The 15564-nt window shown below is 62.6% G+C and carries 13 protein-coding genes; 9 read left to right on the forward strand and 4 right to left on the reverse strand.

The window, feature by feature from the left end:
- Positions 1–9 precede the first annotated feature (9 nt).
- Together LPJGGPFB_RS03770 and lptC are read right to left on the reverse strand one after the other, a co-directional pair.
- The gene (locus tag LPJGGPFB_RS03770) at positions 10–567 is read right to left on the reverse strand and encodes an LptA/OstA family protein (RefSeq protein WP_077502998.1); all 558 of its coding nucleotides are present in this window, start codon (positions 565–567) and stop codon (positions 10–12) included.
- A 14-nt stretch (positions 568–581) separates the two neighbouring features.
- Positions 582–1250 (reverse strand): LPS export ABC transporter periplasmic protein LptC, encoded by a 669-nt coding sequence (gene lptC, locus LPJGGPFB_RS03775; RefSeq protein WP_173418805.1) that lies wholly within the window; start codon positions 1248–1250, stop codon positions 582–584.
- 261 nt (positions 1251–1511) lie between these two features.
- Between lptC and sppA the strand changes: the two genes are divergently transcribed.
- From sppA to LPJGGPFB_RS03790, 3 genes are all read left to right on the forward strand, one after another.
- A complete protein-coding gene (sppA, locus tag LPJGGPFB_RS03780; RefSeq protein ID WP_173418806.1) occupies positions 1512–2471 on the forward strand; it encodes a signal peptide peptidase SppA in 960 nt (319 codons plus the stop codon).
- Positions 2472–2600: 129 nt separating this feature from the next.
- A complete protein-coding gene (locus LPJGGPFB_RS03785; protein WP_077502995.1) occupies positions 2601–2900 on the forward strand; it encodes an integration host factor subunit beta in 300 nt (99 codons plus the stop codon).
- A gap of 83 nt (positions 2901–2983) precedes the next feature.
- The gene (locus tag LPJGGPFB_RS03790) at positions 2984–3328 is read left to right on the forward strand and encodes a DUF1049 domain-containing protein (RefSeq protein WP_173418807.1); all 345 of its coding nucleotides are present in this window, start codon (positions 2984–2986) and stop codon (positions 3326–3328) included.
- 18 nt (positions 3329–3346) lie between these two features.
- Here the strand turns inward: LPJGGPFB_RS03790 and LPJGGPFB_RS03795 are convergent, their stop codons facing one another.
- Positions 3347–3805, reverse strand: a complete 459-nt coding sequence (locus LPJGGPFB_RS03795; protein ID WP_173418808.1) for an SRPBCC family protein — start codon at positions 3803–3805, stop codon at positions 3347–3349.
- Between the two features lie 314 nt (positions 3806–4119).
- Between LPJGGPFB_RS03795 and LPJGGPFB_RS03800 the strand changes: the two genes are divergently transcribed.
- The 5 genes from LPJGGPFB_RS03800 (at position 4120) to olsB (ending at position 9953) form a co-directional block, all read left to right on the forward strand.
- The gene (locus LPJGGPFB_RS03800) at positions 4120–5271 is read left to right on the forward strand and encodes a class I SAM-dependent methyltransferase (protein WP_173418809.1); all 1152 of its coding nucleotides are present in this window, start codon (positions 4120–4122) and stop codon (positions 5269–5271) included.
- Positions 5271–6131: a TrmH family RNA methyltransferase gene (locus LPJGGPFB_RS03805; RefSeq protein ID WP_173418810.1), complete on the forward strand. Its 861-nt coding sequence runs from the start codon at positions 5271–5273 to the stop codon at positions 6129–6131. The genes LPJGGPFB_RS03800 and LPJGGPFB_RS03805 overlap by 1 nt, the downstream gene beginning before the upstream one ends.
- On the forward strand, positions 6128–6619 hold the full coding sequence (lspA, locus tag LPJGGPFB_RS03810; RefSeq protein WP_173418811.1) for a signal peptidase II: 492 nt from the start codon (positions 6128–6130) through the stop codon (positions 6617–6619). Before LPJGGPFB_RS03805 ends, lspA begins: the two co-directional genes overlap by 4 nt.
- A gap of 55 nt (positions 6620–6674) precedes the next feature.
- Positions 6675–8942, forward strand: coding sequence for a hybrid sensor histidine kinase/response regulator (locus LPJGGPFB_RS03815; RefSeq protein WP_173418812.1), 2268 nt, complete (start codon positions 6675–6677; stop codon positions 8940–8942).
- A 120-nt stretch (positions 8943–9062) separates the two neighbouring features.
- A complete protein-coding gene (olsB, locus tag LPJGGPFB_RS03820) occupies positions 9063–9953 on the forward strand; it encodes a l-ornithine N(alpha)-acyltransferase (RefSeq protein WP_173418813.1) in 891 nt (296 codons plus the stop codon).
- 347 nt (positions 9954–10300) lie between these two features.
- On the opposite strand, the gene LPJGGPFB_RS03825 is transcribed toward olsB, so the two are convergent.
- Positions 10301–12586, reverse strand: a complete 2286-nt coding sequence (locus LPJGGPFB_RS03825; protein WP_173418814.1) for an NADP-dependent malic enzyme — start codon at positions 12584–12586, stop codon at positions 10301–10303.
- Between the two features lie 103 nt (positions 12587–12689).
- Here LPJGGPFB_RS03825 and mutS point away from each other — a divergent pair, with 103 nt between their 5' ends.
- Positions 12690–15434, forward strand: a complete 2745-nt coding sequence (gene mutS, locus LPJGGPFB_RS03830) for a DNA mismatch repair protein MutS (protein ID WP_173418815.1) — start codon at positions 12690–12692, stop codon at positions 15432–15434.
- Positions 15435–15564: the final 130 nt, after the last annotated feature.

Below are 15564 nucleotides of genomic sequence, written 5' to 3' on the forward strand. Positions count from 1 at the left end.
GGATCTACGTCAGTTCTTTTTCTGCGACTTCGGGTCGAGCTGGATCTGCACCCGACCACCACAGGCGTCGAGCTGCGCTTCGCCCGTGTTCATCTGCACATTCAACTGGCAACCGACGAACACATTCTTGCCTTCCGACAGCACGACCTTGTCGCCCTTCAGGACGAAGGTCTGCTTGGTCATGTCGAACTCGCCGCTGTCGGCGGTCGCCTGCTGCGTGCCGGAGCTCAGGAAGACGCGCTGGCTGACCTCGATGCGGTCGATGTCGGCGTCGCCGCTCGAAACCGAGCCGCCACCGGACTTGTAGAAGACCGTCATGCTGCCGGCCTGCAGCGTCGTGGTGCCCTGTACGACCTTGACGTTGCCGGTGAAGATCGCCTTGCTTTCCGGATCCTTGATTTCAAGCTTGTCGCTTTCGATCTGGATCGGCTTGTCGTTCGACAGTTCGAGGCCCTTCATCTTGCTCGATGTGGCCTGGGCTGAAGCGCCCGAAACAATCATCAATGCGCCGATGCCGGCAACGGCCAGGCTGGCTGAAATCCTGAAAAAAGTAGCGGGTACCGACATGGATGCACCAGATCCTAATTCGTGTTCTTGCGGATGGAAGTGGGTTCGAGATTGACCCTCACCATGCCCTCAAATGTTACTATGCGTCCCTTATCCGTCATTCGCAGCCGCTGCGCAATGATCGAACCGCCCTTCATGCTGATCGCAATCGGTTGTTTCGTTTCCATTTCGCCGGCATTGATGTCCAGATAGGCCGACTGGAAGTCGGCGTTGACGCCATTATTCATGGTAATCGTGAACGGGGCGTTCATATCGAGCGTATTGGCGCCGCGATCGTAGATGCCGTTGGTCGCGTCCACCGTGGCGATCAGCGTTTCGTTGACAGGCATTTCGGCATGGATCGTCTGCAGCGTGATGATATCGGGATTGGCGATATCCTGCAGCGCGCGCTGCGCCTTCATCGAATAGCTGATGCCCTGTTTGTTGCGCCCGGCAATGGCAGGGTTCTGCATGACGATCTTGCCGTCCTCGATCGTTGCGCTATCGAGTTGCAGATCGACCGGCATGAAGGCGCGCACGAAGGAAATGACCGCAAAGATCGCGGCGATGATGCCGGCCACCACGGGCAGGATGATCTTCAGGCGCCTGACGCGCGCCGAATGCCGCGCGGCGAGCGCGTAGGCGTCCGACGAGCTCGCACCCGTGTCGGCAAAGAAGCCGGGGGCTGGCGCATGATCTAACATGTGAAGACCTGTTGGTTCCGTTGCTTTTCAGCGTTCTCGCGAGAGCCGCCTTTTACATACATTCGTGTAAGTCGTCGCAAATATGGATATTTTTTGTTGCGGTACAATGCTGCCGCAAAAAACTTCGTGAAGACAGGAAAACGGCGGGCACGGCTTTTAACCGTGACCGACCGCGTCTATTGAGTATGCCACTTGCCGTGCAGATAACATGCCCGATCGAAAACGGACAGAAGCTGGGCCAACAATTCGGGAGAAACCCACATGGATGAACTTGCCATTGCCGATCGCCGCAGCCTGCGCAGGAAGCTGAGCTTCTGGCGCTGGATCGTCGCCGGCCTGCTTGCCGTTGTGGCTCTGGTGACGCTTTCCTGGTCGGGCTGGGCCGACAGCGCGGGACGCGCCCGCGATCATGTCGCCCGCGTGACGATTTCTGGCCTGATCCAGGACGATCGCGAATTGCTGGAGCGGCTCCAGCGGATCGAGAAAAATGATTCCGTCAAGGCGCTGGTGGTGACCATATCGTCGCCCGGCGGCACCACCTATGGCGGCGAGGTCATCTACAAGGCGATCCGCAAGGTCGCCGCCAAGAAGCCTGTCGTCTCCGACATCCGCACGCTGGCTGCCTCCGCCGGCTACATGATCGCGCTTGCTGGCGATACGATCGTTGCCGGCGAAAGCTCGATCACCGGCTCGATCGGCGTCATCTTCCAGTATCCCCAGGTCAAGGAGCTGATGGACAAGCTTGGCGTCTCGCTGGAATCGATCAAGTCGAAGCCGCTGAAGGCCGAGCCTTCGCCTTTCCATCCACCGAGCGACGAAGCCAAGGCGATGATCCAGGCAATGATCGACGACAGCTATGGCTGGTTCGTCGACCTCGTTGCAGACCGCCGCAAGCTGTCGCGCGACGAGGCGCTCTTGCTTGCCGACGGACGGATTTTCACCGGCCGACAGGCGCTCGGCCTCAAGCTTGTCGACAAGCTTGGCGGTGACGACGAAATCCGCGCCTTCCTGGCCGACAAGAAGGTGTCGAAGGACCTTGCCGTGGTTGATTGGGAAGAGCCGCGACAGACCCTGCCGTTCGGCCTCGGATCGGCCGTCTCCGAGTGGGTCAAGATGTTGGGATATGACGCTTTTCCGGCGATGAAAGGCCTCGAAAAAATCGGGGGTGACAAGTTGTTTCTTGACGGTCTTGTTTCGGTTTGGCAGGTTGATGCTCAATGAGGATGGCAGCATATGCCCAGCCTGATCCGTAACGTGGCCGTCCGCGCCCGATGAGCGCCGGTCATTTTCTTGCGGCAATCACAATGCAGACCGAAAAAGCAAAACAAACAAGAATTTAAGGGGGCGACAGTGATCAAGTCAGAACTGGTGCAGATTGTTGCAGCTCGCAATCCGCATCTCTACCACCGCGACGTCGAAAACATCGTCAACGCGGTGCTCGATGAGATCACCGACGCGCTGGCTGCCGGAAACCGTGTCGAACTGCGCGGTTTCGGTGCTTTCTCGGTCAAGAACCGGCCGTCGCGCTCCGGCCGCAATCCACGCACCGGCGATTCCGTTTTCGTCGAGGAAAAGTGGGTGCCGTTCTTCAAGACCGGCAAGGAGCTGCGCGAGCGGCTGAACCCGGGCATGAACGACGAAGAAGACTGATCGTCCTGCCCGATCGTCATGAATCCGGATTGTCGTCTTCGCCGCTAAGGCCTGTGCGGTGATCCGGAAAACGGGAGCGCCGAATGCTCAAGAAACTGATCAACATCGTTTTCCTCGTCCCGGTCGGTGTCATCCTGATCGTGCTCAGCGTCGCCAATCGTCAGAGCGTCACGTTGGCCCTCAATCCGTTCCGGCCCGAAGACAGCGTGCTGTCGGTGAGTGCGCCCTTCTTCGTTTTCCTGTTTCTTGCTGTTGTCGTCGGTCTGATCCTCGGTGCTGCCGCCACCTGGTTCAGCCAGGGCAAATATCGCCGGCGCGCGCGCAATGAGGCGACCGAGGCGCTGAAATGGCACCGCGAAGCTGAAAAGCACCGCAGCCAGGCGGAGAAGCTCGCCACGCAGGCAACTCTCGCTGCCCCGCAGAACTGAAGGCGAGGGCGCCGCCCTTTAGCTGACCGCTTCCGCAGGTCCACCGACAGCGGCGCTGAAATCCGTAAAGAACTGCTGCGCCAGCTTCTTGGCGGTCGAGTCGATCAGCCGGGAGCCGAGCTGTGCCAGCTTGCCGCCGATCTGCGCCTTGACGTCGTAGCGCAGGAGCGTCTCCGCACCGTCGTCGACGAGCGTCACATCCGCGCCGCCCTTGGCAAAACCGGCAATGCCGCCCTTGCCTTCGCCGGAGATGGTGTAGCTTTCCGGCGGGTTGAGGTTCGACAGAATGACGTCGCCGGTAAAGGAGGCCGAGACCGGACCGATCTTGATCTTGACCACGGCCGAAAGCTCGGTCGGCGATTTCATCTCGATCGACTGACAGCCGGGGATGCATCGCTTCAGGATATCCGGGTCGTTGAGGCCCCGCCAAACGGCATCACGCGGTGCCGAGATGCGTTCTTCGCCGGTCATGTCCATGCGCATTCCTCCCATTGACGGTGCCACGCGGCCAGAAGGGCGCGCGAAGGTTCATGTAATTCTCTGAATTCGCCTTGCAATCCTGTCCTGAATTCGATTTCGACCGATGGATTGATGCAACTCTCGCTCCCGCGTTGATCTTGGCAAATCGGAAACGGCTTTGCCAAGAGCATGAGCGGTGCTATTTGCACCAACAGAATACGCCTCGCCTCGAAATCCGGGGTGCGGCGGCATACCTCATGGTGCCGGCCCGATTGCATCCGATATTCGGGAGGGTAGCGCCTCGTGACAAAACAAAGCCCAGGGATCTCAGCGTGAAGGAAAAGGACCGGCGGTCGAAGAATGCCTCCGTGACGACGGCGAAGGGCCGCGGAGCCGAGGCGCGTGGTGGTGGCCGCCTTGACAAGAAGCGTACACCTTTTGCCAAGTCAGGCGAATTCAAGGAGCGCGCGGCTGCGCATTCTCCGGCGAAAGCCGCAGAGCCGCGCGAGCGGCCGCCGCGGACACAGTCCGAGAACGAGGCCCCGGCGCGCTTCATCCCACGGCGCACCGGCGACAAGCCCGGCGAGCGCATTCCGCTCATTCTCGAAACATCGGGCGTTTCCGGCTACCACTTGATCGACAGTGGCGCCGGCGAAAAGCTCGAGCAGTACGGACCCTATCGGATCGTGCGCCCCGAGGCGCAGGCGCTCTGGCCGCGAACCCTGCCAGACAGTGTCTGGGAGAACGCGGACGCGATCTTTACCGGCGATACCGACGAGGACGGCATGGGCCGCTGGCGGTTTCCGGGCTCGGTTCTTGGCGAGACCTGGCCGATGCAGCTTCTGGGCACCGACTTCCATGGCCGGTTCACCTCCTTCCGCCATGTCGGCGTGTTTCCAGAGCAGCTGGCGCACTGGAGCTGGGTGAAGGATCAGGTGGAGGCGTCCCGCCGCCCGCTCAAAGTCCTCAACCTCTTCGGCTACACGGGGGTTGCCTCGCTGATCGCTGCCAAGGCCGGTGCCGAGGTGACCCATGTCGACGCATCGAAGAAGGCGATCGGCTGGGCCCGGGAAAACCAGGCGCTGGCGCGCGCGGAAAAGCTACCGATCCGCTGGATCTGCGACGATGCCATGAAGTTCATCCAGCGCGAGGAACGGCGCGGCAGCCGCTACGATATCATCCTGACCGATCCGCCAAAATTCGGGCGCGGCCCGAACGGTGAAGTCTGGCAACTGTTCGACCATCTGGCGGCGATGCTCGACATCTGCCGCGAAATCCTGTCGCCCGAGGCCCGCGGCCTTGTGCTGACCGCCTATTCGATCCGCGCCAGCTTCTACTCGATCCATGAACTGATGCGCGAGACGATGCGCGGCCGTGGTGGCCGGGTCGAATCGGGCGAACTCATCATCCGCGAAGGCGGGCTCGACGGCCGCGAGCCGGGACGGGCGCTTTCTACATCTCTCTTCAGCCGCTGGGTGCCGTAATGAGCAATGACAGAAGCGAACACGGCGCAGGCCGGGTCGGGCAGGTGAAGGAAGTTACCAGCCTCACCAATCCGATCATCAAGGACATCAAGCTGCTTGCGCAGAAGAAGCACCGCGACGAGACGCGGTCCTTCATGGCCGAGGGCTTGAAGCTGGTGATCGATGCACTCGATCTCGGCTGGAAGATCAAGACGCTGATCTACGCCAAGGCGGCCAAGGGCAAGCCGCATGTGGAGCAGGTGGCGGCAAAGACCTTCGCCCGCGGCGGGCTCGTGCTCGAAGTCAGCGAGAAGGTTTTGTCGACGATCACCCGGCGCGACAATCCGCAGATGGTCGTCGGCATCTTCGAGCAGCGCTACCGGGCGCTGAAGGAGATCCGCCCCGAGCTCGGCGAGACCTATGTGGCGCTCGACCGCGTTCGTGATCCCGGCAATCTCGGCACGATTATCCGCACGGCCGATGCGGCCGGCGCCTCCGGCATCATTCTCGTCGGGGAAACGACGGATCCTTTCTCGCTCGAAACCGTGCGCGCGACGATGGGTTCGGTCTTCGCCATGCCGGTCGTGCGCGCCAGCGCCGACGACTTCGTCAAATGGCAGAAGCAGGCGGGCGTGAAGGTAGTGGCGACGCATCTTGCCGGTTCGGTCGACTACCGCACGATCGACTACAAGTCGAAGCCTGTGGTGCTCCTGATGGGCAACGAGCAGGCGGGCCTACCCGAAGAGCTTGCCCGCGAGGCCGGAGCGCTTGCCCGCATTCCGCAGGCCGGCCGTGCCGATTCCCTCAATCTCGCCATCGCCACCGGCATCATGCTGTTTGAGGCGCGACGTCACCTGCTGGCGCTGGATGCCGGCGCATGAGTGAAAAGCAGGTCCTGTTTTCGAGGCCGCTGCCGATCGCGGTCTTCATCGCCCTGGCGCTCGCCGCCGACCAGCTGATCAAGTATCTGGTCGAGGCCTATCTGCCGTTCAATGAAGCGGTTCCTGTCGTGCCGATGCTGGCGCTCTACCGTACCTACAACTACGGCGTCGCCTTCTCGATGTTGTCGGGCATGGAAGGCTGGTTCATCGTCGGCATGCGCCTCACCGTCGTCGCCTTCGTTTTGTGGCTGTGGCGGCGCACGCCGAAGGACCGGTTCTTTGCGCATTTCGGCTATGCCCTGATCATTGCCGGTGCGCTGGGCAATCTCGTCGACCGGCTGATCTTCGGCTACGTCATCGACTACATCCTGTTCCACACGCAGACATGGTCCTTCGCCGTCTTCAACCTGGCCGATAGTTTCATCACCATTGGCGCCGGCGCGATCATTCTCGACGAGTTGCTGCAGGCGAAAAAGGTCAACGCTTAAGATTTTATCGATGCGCTGAAGCCATTCGGAACGCTTGCCGTGTTAGCCAAGGGGCATGAGCGAGCCGTCACGATTGTTGGAGCAGATCGAATCCGGTTTCGGTGCGCAAGCCCGATCCAGCGATGCGATGGCTGCTGGCACCATGGCGGATGGCTCCGAAGCGATATCCAGGGACGGTGCATCCGCTTACGCCCTGCGCCGTGTTTCGCTGGCATCTCTCGGTGTCATCGCGTCCGGTCTCGTGCTGGCGATCGGTATCGCCGCCGGTCTCTATCTGTTTTCCGCAGCGGTTGCGGCAGCCGGCCTTGCAGGTGTGCTGCTGTTGATTGCCGATGGCATCAGGGCTGTCGACAGCGACAGGACGGGTGCGGAAGCCAGGCAGGACGGCGACTGGGATCGCCATGAAACCTCGGCGCTGCTTTCGACCATCCACGATGCGCTCGGAGACCTGGCGATCATGCGTGGCATGGACGGCAAGATCGTCCATGCCAATGCCGCCTTTCATCGCGCCTGCGGAGTTGACGATGCAAGAGGGCTGACCTGCGCTGCCATTGGCCTCAGTTTTGAGCCGAAGATCGAACCGAACCACTATCTCGTGCGGATCGCGGCACCTGAAGGGCTGCGCCTCTACGATTGGCACGATGTCATTGCAAGGGATCCGGCCAGCGGAAGGCTGATGCGCCACAGCATCGCACGCGATGTGACGCAGGAGGCACGCGCCGCGCGCGAACGCGAAGACGCAAGGCGCCGCGCCGAAGAGGCAAGCCAGGCGAAATCACGATTGCTCGCAACCGTCAGCCATGAAATCCGCACGCCATTGTCCGGTATCCTCGGCATGAGCCACTTGCTCGGCCAGACCCGACTGTCGAGCGAACAAAAGAACTATCTGGCCGGCATGCAGCAGTCCGGCCATGCGCTGGTGCAGCTTGTCGAGGACCTGATCGATTTCTCGTCGCTTTCGGCCGGACGCTTCCAGTTCCGCCCTTCGCGGCAGGATCCGCGCGGCGTCATCGAGAGCGTCGTCGAAATGCTCTCCAATCGCGCCCATGAAAAGGGCATCGAGATCGGCGCAACCGTGAGCGCCGATGTGCCGGTGCTGATGGAGTTCGATGCGGCCCGCCTGCGTCAGGTCCTGTTCAATGTCGTCGGCAATGCGGTGAAGTTCACGGAGATCGGCGGCGTCTTCGTCAGCGCCGACATTGTCGAGGATTGTGTGCGCATCCTCATCGATGACACCGGCCCGGGCATGTCGGGCGACGAATTGAAGCGTATCTTCGAAGAGTTCGAGCAGGCCGGCAGCGATGAGCAGCGCGCCAAGGGCACGGGGCTTGGGCTGGCGATCTCGCGCCGGATCATGCAAGCCTGCGGCGGCAGCCTGACGGCGTCGAGCGCGCCGGGGCGCGGTAGCCGCTTTGAGATCCGCCTGCCGCTCGCCGAAGTCGAGCGTGTCACGCCGGAGCGGCGCGTCAGGCTCGCCCGATCGCATGTGCTTGTGATGGCCCCGGATGGCCCGGCATCCGCTGCATTGTCCTCCACCATCGCCACCCTCGGCGGACGTTGCCATCGGGCAACCACGCTGGCGGCCGCGCAGAATGTCATCTCGGACGTCCTTGCCGGCGGCGCTGCGTTGACCGACATCATCGTCGATCACCGCCACGCCGGTCAGTTCAAGCAGCTTCTCGCCCTGCAGCCGGCGGTGGCGCGCCTCGACGTGCGCCGGACCTATCTGATCAATCCGGAGGAGCGCAACAACCATCCGGTCGACCAGATGGATGGCTATGAGGCCTGGCTGATCCGCCCCTTGCGCGAGAAGTCATTGGTCGAAGTGCTGCTCGGGAGGCTGAAAGGCATCGAAAAACGCGACGCCATCAACGACAACCGGCCGATCCTGCGGGAGGAGCCGACGATTGCGCCCTCCAAACAGAGCCCGCGCGGCATCCTTTTGGCAGAGGACGATCCGGTCAATGCGCTGATCGTGCGCACCGTATTGGAGCGCGCCGGACTGACGGTTCGGTTGGCGACTGATTTTGGCGCCGTCGATCAGATCCTTTCCGGCACCGGCGATCCGGCCCAGGCGATGCCGGAGCTTGTCGTCACCGATCTGAACATGCCGGGCGGTGACGGGTTCTCAATGGTCAAGCGCCTGCGCGAGAACGAGGCCATGGGGCCGGGGCGGCGTCTTCCGGTGGTCGTGCTCACATCCGACGTGCGGCCAGAGGTGAGGGACAGGCTGATCGCGGCCGGCGCCGATGTCGTCATGCCCAAGCCCGCGGATCCGCAGCGGCTGATGGCGGAAATAAGCCGCCTTCTCGCGATACGGTAAGCGCTGAAGTCGTAACGGTATCACCGTCCCGGCAGGGGTTGTGCGCCGTTTTCATGTCACTATGTTGTTGCAGAAACGTGGTCTAAGCCCGGCAGATATGAATGATTCGGGATGACGCGGATGACGATCGAGCTTCTGGATTCGACGAGCGTGGTAGACACTTCTCAGGCTTGCGTCGGCAAGACAATGACCGCCCCGACGACCGACGTTCTCGGACGAATAGCCAACCTGGAGACCCGGCTTGCGCGCAACGCATCGGAGATCGATGCGGCACAGGCTGTGCGCTACAAGGTTTTCGTCGACGAGATGAAGGCGCAGGTCGGGCCCGACCTCGATCGTCGCAAGCGCGACGTCGATAGCTGGGACGCGATCTGCGACCACCTGCTTGTGCTCGACACGGCGATCGAGGGCGATCCGGAAGACCAGATCGTCGGCACCTACCGTCTGCTGCGCCAGGATGTGGCCGAGCGGGCGGGCGGCTTCTACTCCGCGTCGGAGTTCGATGTCGGAGCCCTTGTCTCGCGCCACTCCAACAAGCGCTTCATGGAACTCGGCCGCTCCTGCGTGTTGCCGGAATACCGCACGAAGCGCACGGTGGAGCTGCTGTGGCAGGGCAACTGGGCCTACGCGCTCAGATACGGCGTCGATGCGATGTTCGGCTGCGGGTCGTTCCCGGGCACCGTTCCGGCCGAGCATGCGCTGGCGCTCTCCTTCCTTCACCACAACATCCGTACGCGCGACGAGTGGGCCGTCTCCGCGAGGCCCGAATTGCACCGGACGATGGACATGATGCCGGTCGAGGCCATCAATCCAAAGAAGGCGCTGGCCGCCTTGCCGCCGCTGATCAAGGGTTACATGCGCCTTGGCGCGATGGTCGGCGACGGCGCCGTGGTCGATCATGCATTCCGCACCACCGACGTGCTGATCGTTTTGCCGATCAGCAACATCTCCGGCCGCTACCTCAATTATTACGGTGCGGATGCCGGGCGGTTCGCGACTTCGGTATCCTGACAGGCGTCCGACGCAATTAACCAGATATTAAGGATCGATTTGACTTTCGACCTCGAAAGAGACGATAGTCTTGTCAAGAAGAATTTTGGTTTTATGACGAAATAATAGAAAGATCAACGGAGAGAGCCGCCAGCTTCAAATGAGATTGGCGTGTATTTTGCTCTATCTCCACATTATTTCATCGCATAGGAAGTAAGTCTTCCATTATGTATTGAGCTCGACCCCTTTCCCAAGGGTGTCGAGCTCTTCTTTTGTGCGCAGGTCTATGTTGTTTCTGTGTTGGCTCGACACACCCTGCTCCATCGATGGACAGGGTGTGTCTCGAAATCGGACATTGTGCGCCGATGTCACATTCCGGCGTTGTAGGCCGCGATTGCCGCCATGTTGACGATGTCGGAATCCTTCGCCGACATCGAAACGATCTGCACCGATTTGTCGAAGCCGACCAGCAGTGGCCCGATGACGGTCGAGCCGCCGAGTTCCTGCAGCATCTTGGTCGAGATCGAGGCGGAGTGGAACGCCGGCATGACGAGCACGTTGGCCGTGCCCGAAAGGCGGCAGAAGGGGTACTGTTCCATCACCTTCGGATTGAGCGCCACATCGGCGGCCATCTCGCCGTCATACTCGAAGTCGACGCGGCGCTTGTCGAGAATGTTGACCGCCTCGCGCACCCGTTCCGAGCGTTCGCCGGACGGGTGGCCGAAGGTCGAGTAGGCGAGCATCGCGACGCGCGGTATGTAGCCAAGGCGCTTGGCAAGACCAGCTGCTTCCTCGGCGATATCGGCGAGCTCCTCCGACGACGGCATGTCGTGTACCGCCGTGTCTGCGACCAGCACGGTGCGGCCACGGCAGAGCGCGATCGACACGCCGATGACCCGATGGCCCGGCTTCGGATCGATGCAGCGGCGCACGTCTTCCAGCGCCGTCGAATAGTTGCGGGTGATGCCCGTCACCATGCCGTCGGCATCGCCGAGCGCGACCATGCAGGCGGCAAAGTGGTTGCGGTCGTTGTTGATCAGCCGCTGGGCATCACGGAAGAGGTAACCCTTTCGCTGCAGCCGGGCGTAAAGATAGTCGGTGTAAGCGCCGACCCGCTTGGAGACCCGGGCATTGACGATCTGGATCCCGGGGCGGTCGAGATCAATGCCCTCGCGCTCCGCCGTCTCGCGCATGCGGTCCTCGCGGCCGAGCAGGATCGCCGTGCCGAGCTGCTGGTTGGCATAGGCGATCGCCGAACGCATGACCTGCACCTCTTCGCCTTCGGCAAAGACGATGCGCTTCGGCTGGCGACGGACGCGCTCGTAGATCCGCTGCAGCGTCGAGGCGATCGGGTCGCGGCGGGCGGAAAGCTGGCGGCCGTAGGCTTCGAGATCGGTGATCGGCTTGCGGGCGACGCCGCTTTCCATCGCGGCCTTGGCGACGGCCATCGGGATCGCCGAGATCAGCCTCGGGTCGAAGGGAACCGGGATGATGTACTGCGCGCCGAAGCGCGGGCGGTTGCCCTGGTAGGCGGCTGCCACATCGTCAGGCACATCTTCCTTGGCAAGGCTTGCCAGCGCCTCTGCGGCCGCGATCTTCATCGCGTCGTTGATCGTCGAGGCGCGTACGTCTAGCGCACCGCGGAAGATATAGGGGAAGCCGAGCACGTTGTTGACCTGGTTCGGGTAGTCCGAACGGCCGGTCGCGACGATCGCGTCGTCACGGATGCGGGCGACTTCCTCGGGCGTGATTTCCGGATCCGGGTTGGCCATGGCGAAGATGATTGGCCGCGGCGCCATCGAGCGGACCATGTCTTCGGAAAGCGCGCCCTTGGCGGAAAGGCCGAAGACCACGTCGGCGCCCTCGATCGCCTCGGCAAGCGTGTGGCGGTCGGTCTTGACCGCGTGCGCCGACTTCCACTGGTTCATGCCTTCGGTGCGGCCTTGGAAAATCACGCCCTTGGTGTCGCAGAGGATAACGTTTTCAGGGTTGAAGCCCATCGCCTTGATGAGTTCGATGCAGGCGATCGCCGCCGCGCCCGCGCCGTTGCAGACGAGCTTGGTGGTCTTGAAGTCGCGACCGGTCAAGGCCAGCGCGTTGATGAGGCCGGCCGCGGCAATGATGGCGGTGCCATGCTGGTCGTCGTGGAACACCGGAATGTCCATGACCTCGCGCAGCTTCTGCTCGATGATGAAACAGTCCGGCGCCTTGATGTCCTCGAGGTTGATGCCGCCGAAGGAGGGGCCGAGGAAGCGCACGCAGTTGATGAACTCGTCGACGTTTTCGGTATCGACCTCAAGGTCGATGGAATCGACGTCGGCGAAGCGCTTGAACAGCACCGCCTTGCCTTCCATGACCGGCTTGGAGGCGAGCGCCCCGAGATTGCCGAGACCGAGAATGGCCGTGCCGTTGGAAATGACCGCGACCATGTTGCCGCGCGTGGTGTAGTCGTAGGCGGTGGAGGGGTCCGCGGCGATCGCCTTGACCGGCACGGCAACGCCGGGCGAATAGGCAAGCGACAGGTCGCGCTGCGTGGCCATGGCCTTGGTAGGGGAAATCTCCAGCTTTCCGGGGCGACCCTGCGAGTGAAAATCGAGCGCTTCCTGCGCGGTGACGCTCGTCATTGTGCGATCGGTCTTGTCGTTGGCCGGCATGTTTCCTCTATCCTCCTGTGGGCGACCCTGTCGGGCCGCCTCTTTATGGTTGTCGTCTATAATTGCTTGGCGATAGTGTGCCATCTCTTTTTTCGGGACAATCATGAATTTCGTGACAGACCAATCGAGCCGCTCCGGCGAGGTGTTTTCTGCAGCTGAACTGGCGACCGAGGAGAGCCGCTCCACGGCCACGCCGATGATGGAGCAGTTCATCGAGATCAAGGCGAACAACCCGGATTCGCTGCTGTTCTACCGCATGGGCGACTTCTACGAGCTGTTCTTCCAGGACGCCGTCGAGGCATCGCGGGCGCTCGGCATCACGCTGACGAAGCGCGGCCAGCATATGGGGCAGGAAATCCCGATGTGCGGCGTGCCGGTGCATGCCGCCGACGATTATCTGCAGAAACTGATCGGCCTCGGCTTCCGCGTCGCCGTCTGCGAGCAGGTCGAGGATCCGGCCGAAGCCAAGAAGCGCGGCGGCAAATCCGTCGTGCGCCGCGACGTCGTCCGGCTGGTGACGCCGGGAACGATTACCGAGGAAAAGCTGCTTTCGCCATCCGAGACCAACTATCTGATGGCGCTCGCGCGCATCAAGAGCAGTTCGGAACCGGCCTATGCGCTCGCCTGGATCGATATCTCAACCGGGGTCTTCCGGCTTGCCGAAACGGCTGAGAGCCGGCTGCTCGCCGATATCCTGCGCATCGAGCCGCGTGAACTGATCCTCGCCGACACCGTCTTCCACGATCCGGAACTGCGTGCCGTGTTCGATGTGCTTGGCCGGGTGGCGGTGCCGCAGCCGGCCGTGCTGTTCGACAGTGCCACGGCCGAGGGCCGCATCGCCCGCTATTTCGGCGTCAAGACGCTCGATGGTTTCGGCAGCTTTTCGCGCGCCGAAATGGCGGCCGCATCCGCTGCCATCTCCTATGTCGAAAAGACCCAGCTTGCCGAACGTCCCGCCCTCGGCACGCCCGAGCGCGAGAGCGCTGCCTCGACACTGTTTATCGATCCGGCGACGCGCGCCAACCTCGAACTGGTCAAGACGCTGTCGGGCGCCCGCGAAGGCACGCTGCTGAAGGCGCTCGACCGGACGGTGACGAGCAGCGGCGCGCGGCTCTTGGCCGAGCGGTTGATGTCGCCGTTGACGGATCCCGATCGCATCAACCAGCGGCTCGATTCAATCGAGATCCTGGCCGGCCAGCCGTCCTTTGCGGGCGATCTCAGGGATCAACTGCGGCGCGCGCCCGATATGCCACGCGCGCTGTCGAGACTCGCGCTCGGCCGCGGCGGTCCGCGCGATCTCGGCGCCATCCAGGCCGGTCTTCGGGCGGCGGCATCGATCTCGGGGCTGATGGCCTCGGGCAATCTTTCCGAGGAACTCGTTGAGGCGCGCGCAGCGATCGACGCCTTGCCGTCGTCCGTCCTCGACCACCTCGAAGCGATGCTGGCCGACGAGCTGCCGCTCCTCAAGCGCGATGGCGGGTTCCTGCGCGAGGGGGCCAATGCCGATCTCGACGAGGTCAGGGGCTTGCGCGACCAGTCCCGCCGGGTGATCGCCGGGCTGCAGCTGCAATATGCCGAAGAGACCGGCATCAAGTCGCTGAAGATCAAGCACAACAATGTGCTTGGCTACTTCATCGAGGTGACGGCGGGCAATGCCGGCTCGATGACCGACACCGATGAGGGCCGCGCCCGTTTCATCCATCGCCAGACCATGGCGAATGCCATGCGCTTTACCACCACCGCCCTTGCCGAACTCGAGAGCAAGATCGCCAATGCCGCCGATCGGGCGCTGTCGATCGAGCTTGCCGCCTTCGAGGCGATGACGACTGATGTCGTTTCGGCGGCCGAGGTCATCAAGGCGGCGTCGCTGGCGCTTGCGACCGTCGATGTTTCAGCCGGCCTCGCGATCCTTGCGGAAGAACAGAACTATGCCCGCCCGGTCGTCGACCACACGCGCATGTTTGCCATCGAGGGCGGCCGCCACCCCGTCGTCGAGCAGGCGCTGAAGCGCCAGGCGGCCAGTGCCTTCGTTGCCAATGGCTGCGATCTGTCGCCGCCATCTGGCGAAGAGGGTGGAGCGATCTGGCTGCTGACCGGTCCCAACATGGGCGGTAAGTCGACGTTCCTCAGGCAGAACGCGCTGATCGCCATCATGGCGCAGATGGGCACCTTCGTTCCCGCCGCAAGCGCCCATATCGGTATCGTCGACCGGCTGTTCTCGCGCGTCGGCGCCTCCGATGATCTCGCCCGCGGACGCTCGACCTTCATGGTCGAGATGGTCGAGACGGCGGCGATCCTCAATCAGGCGACCGATCGCTCGCTTGTTATCCTCGATGAGATCGGTCGCGGCACCGCCACCTTCGACGGCCTGTCGATCGCCTGGGCCTCGGTCGAGCACCTGCACGAGGCCAACCGCTGCCGCGGCCTGTTTGCGACCCATTTCCACGAGCTGACCGTGCTGTCGGAAAAGCTGGGCCGGCTGTCGAACGCGACCATGCGCGTCAAGGAGTGGCACGGCGACGTGATCTTCCTGCACGAGGTCGGGCCGGGTGCGGCCGACCGCTCCTATGGTATCCAGGTCGCCCGTCTCGCCGGGCTGCCGGCCTCGGTGGTCTCCCGGGCCAAGGACGTGCTCGCCAAGCTCGAAGACGCCGATCGCAAGAACCCGGCAAGCCAGCTGATCGACGATCTGCCGCTGTTCCAGGTGGCGATCCGCCGCGAAGAGGCCAAGCCCGCCGGGAACTCCAGGGTTGACGAGGCGCTGAAGGCGCTCAACCCTGACGACATGACGCCGCGTGAAGCGCTCGATGCGCTCTACGCGCTGAAGAAGGAACTGAGTGCCCGATGACGGGCGCGCTGTTTTTGCTGTGCATGCGCCGATGAAAAAGGCTATACAGCGCCGCGCGCCCTGAAAGGGCGTGGCGATCAGCCGGTAGTAATTCGAACGCTGCACGGTCCCGGTTCGGCCTTGATCGGAT

The organism is Ensifer adhaerens (assembly GCF_013283195.1).
Taxonomy (GTDB): domain Bacteria; phylum Pseudomonadota; class Alphaproteobacteria; order Rhizobiales; family Rhizobiaceae; genus Ensifer; species Ensifer adhaerens_G.